This is a genomic window from Dietzia sp. DQ12-76, assembly GCF_014145045.1.
GTDB lineage: Bacteria > Actinomycetota > Actinomycetes > Mycobacteriales > Mycobacteriaceae > Dietzia.
Genome location: NZ_JAALDV010000372.1, coordinates 1 through 2,510, shown reverse-complemented (window position 1 = coordinate 2,510; position 2,510 = coordinate 1). Strand labels below are relative to the sequence as shown.

At 68.1% G+C, this 2,510-nt stretch carries 5 protein-coding genes and 1 pseudogene; all 6 read left to right on the top strand.

What is annotated here, in order from left to right; all coding sequences use genetic code 11:
* Positions 1-344: pseudogene (locus G6019_RS12600) on the top strand (hypothetical protein); the annotation flags it as partial.
* Positions 344-760 carry a hypothetical protein gene (locus tag G6019_RS12595; RefSeq protein WP_182612121.1) on the top strand — a complete coding sequence of 139 codons (417 nt, stop codon included), beginning with the start codon at positions 344-346 and terminating at the stop codon, positions 758-760. The pseudogene G6019_RS12600 and the gene G6019_RS12595, both read left to right, overlap by 1 nt.
* Entirely contained in the window at positions 757-1,032 is a 276-nt protein-coding gene (locus G6019_RS12590) for a hypothetical protein (protein ID WP_182612122.1), read from the top strand. The genes G6019_RS12595 and G6019_RS12590 overlap by 4 nt, the downstream gene beginning before the upstream one ends.
* Entirely contained in the window at positions 1,025-1,315 is a 291-nt protein-coding gene (locus tag G6019_RS12585) for a DUF7171 family protein (RefSeq protein WP_182627723.1), read from the top strand. The genes G6019_RS12590 and G6019_RS12585 overlap by 8 nt, the downstream gene beginning before the upstream one ends.
* On the top strand, positions 1,315-1,467 hold the full coding sequence (locus G6019_RS12580; protein ID WP_182612124.1) for a hypothetical protein: 153 nt from the start codon (positions 1,315-1,317) through the stop codon (positions 1,465-1,467). Before G6019_RS12585 ends, G6019_RS12580 begins: the two co-directional genes overlap by 1 nt.
* The gene (locus G6019_RS12575; RefSeq protein WP_182612125.1) at positions 1,464-2,210 is read left to right on the top strand and encodes a DNA-methyltransferase; all 747 of its coding nucleotides are present in this window, start codon (positions 1,464-1,466) and stop codon (positions 2,208-2,210) included. Before G6019_RS12580 ends, G6019_RS12575 begins: the two co-directional genes overlap by 4 nt.
* The last annotated feature ends 300 nt before the right edge of the window (positions 2,211-2,510 follow it).

Sequence of the window (2,510 nt, the reverse complement as noted above, 5' to 3'; positions counted from 1 at the left end):
AGGCCGTGTCCGCGGGGATGCCGCCGCTGCCGGGTGACGAGGACACCCCGGCAGCGGCGGAGTCGGGCACGGGTGAGGAGTCGCCCGCCCCGGCCCCCGAGGGGTCGGGGTCGGGTGGCTCCGAGGCGGCGGATGTGTCGGGCGGTGTCGAGATGTGCACCCGGTCGCAGCAGCAGAAGCTCGCGATCCTGCTGAAGGAGGAGGGGTTCAACGAGCGCGCGGAGAAGCTTGAGTACCTGGAGAAGAACTTCGGTCGACCATTCACCTCGTCGGCGGAGCTGACCAAGGTCGAGGCCTCCCAGTTCATTGACTTTCTCGAGAACGCCCAGGCCGGTGAGCGGTGATGCGCAGCGCGAAGACATCGATCGAGATTGACGGCACCTCCTACGAAGCGCAGCTCGCCACGGTCAGCTCCACAGCTCTCGGGATGAACGACCGGGGCCTGTTCACCGCGTCAATCACTTGCACCTGGGAGGGCGGCGGCATCTCTCCCACCGGCGATTACTGCCTCGACACACCCCAGCGAGACGAGGACGGCAAGTTCCTCGGCCGCGTCGGTACGGGACGCGGCATGGACTACATCACCCGCGTGCTAGAGGTCACCGGCGTCAGCACATGGGAAAAGGTGACCGGCCGTCGCCTCTGGGTCCTGTTCCCGCAAGGTGCCGGCGGGTGGGGTAGCCGGTCGGTGGGAATCGCGTCAGTCGACTCGGACGAGCACCTGGTGTTCGAACAGTTCTGGGCGAGTGCACAGTCGTGACGCTCAACTCCTCCGATCTCATACAGCGCCTGCGCACCGGCGGCGGCTGCTACGAACCACACGCCGTGGAGATCGACTGGCGGTCGATCTTTGACGACGGCCCGACGCTCAGCACCGGATTCGATCCCGAGGTCGGTGTCGACGCGAGCGCCGACGCGGCCGCACTTTCCGGCGACGAGCACTCCACCCACCCCAGCTTCGCCCTCCCAGCCTGGCGCGACTCGTACGTCATCCGTCCCGCCACACCCACCAAGGAGAATCCCCATGTCTGAATCTCGAAACATGCGTGCCCGCTTCTCGGGCTCCCCATCTGACCTGCTCCCCCACGACCCGGAGATCGGCGAGACCATCACGTTCGTCGTCACTGCTCGCTGCGCGAAGCACGTGGAGGACGAGACGGCCGACGGTGAGCGCCGTTGGACCGCCGGGTTTGTCGTGTCCTCGGTCAAGAAGGTCGACGGCGAGGTCCCCGTGTCCCCGGACGGGCCGGGTGACGAGCCACTGCCCGGGTTCGAGGACGACCCGGACGCCGACCCTGACGGCGAAGGCTTCTGATGGCCGGGGAGGTGCTCGCCGCGATGCAGGACGCCGACCGTCTGGCGTGGCGGCCCTCCCGCGAGCAGGCCCGTCAGGAAGAGCAGCTGGCCGCGCGGCGCCGTGAGCGCGCCGCGCGGGCCCGCCGCCTCGCGAAAGGCAACCCCCGATGACCATCTACTTCCAGGACGAGCACGTCACCCTGCACCTCGGAGACTGGCGTGAGCTCATCGCCCCGGACTTCACCGCCGACCTGATCGTGACTGATCCGCCGTACGGTGAGACGTCGCTGACGTGGGACCGTTGGCCCGACGGGTGGCCTGCCCTCGCAGCACGGCACGCCCGGTCGATGTGGTGCTTTGGGTCGATGCGCATGTTCCTCAACAGGCGCGACGAGTTCACCGACTGGAAGCTCTCGCAGGACATCGTGTGGGAGAAGAACAACGGGCCCGGGTTCGCTACGGATAGGTTCCGCCGCGTCCACGAGTTTGCCACCCACTGGTATCAGGGCGACTGGTCCACGGTCTGTCACGAGACGCCACGTGAAGCTCGCCAAGGGCCAGAGAAGCGCTTTCGGCGGTCAGCACTGGACGTTCAGACGTACGGGTCACGTGGGGAGCATTTCCACCAGACCGACGGGACGCAGATCGCCCGCTCGATCAGATATGCCCCCGTGGTTCGCGAGGCCAACATCAATGAGACCGAGAAGCCTGTCAGCCTCCTCGAGCCGCTCATCGCCTACGGGTGCCCGGGGGGTGGGACGGTGCTGGACCTGTTCGCCGGGTCCGGGTCCACATTGGTCGCGGCCCGCAACCTTGGGCGCGAGGCGATCGGCTACGAGATCCGCGAAGGGCAGGCTGAGCTGACGGCGCAGCGACTCTCACAGGGCGTGCTGGACCTAGGGGGTGTGTCGTGATCGCCGCTCAGGCCCGTCTCGCGCTACCCACCCCGGATCCGCGGTGCGGTTCGAAGGCCGGATACACAGCGCACTGGCGGCGCGGGGAGAACGCCTGCGAGTCGTGCCGGGTCGCGAACGCCGAAGCGGTGCGCACCCACCGCGTGCGGAGTCGAGTCCCGAAACCCCCAACGCCACATGATTCGTGCGGCACCCGCTCGGGCGCAGCTCGGCACTCAGGCCGCGGTGAAGCCCTGTGCGAGGCGTGCGCAGCAGCCCGGGCGCGGGCCAAGCGTGACGCGCACCCAGTGGCGAAGGCCC

Excerpts from the sequence above, each read along its gene's own strand:
- G6019_RS12585 (WP_182627723.1), top strand. The coding sequence starts at position 1,025 with ATGTCTGAATCTCGAAACATGCGTGCCCGCTTCTCGGGCTCCCCATCT.
- G6019_RS12580 (WP_182612124.1), top strand. The coding sequence starts at position 1,315 with ATGGCCGGGGAGGTGCTCGCCGCGATGCAGGACGCCGACCGTCTGGCG.
- G6019_RS12595 (WP_182612121.1), top strand. The coding sequence starts at position 344 with ATGCGCAGCGCGAAGACATCGATCGAGATTGACGGCACCTCCTACGAA.
- G6019_RS12575 (WP_182612125.1), top strand. The coding sequence starts at position 1,464 with ATGACCATCTACTTCCAGGACGAGCACGTCACCCTGCACCTCGGAGAC.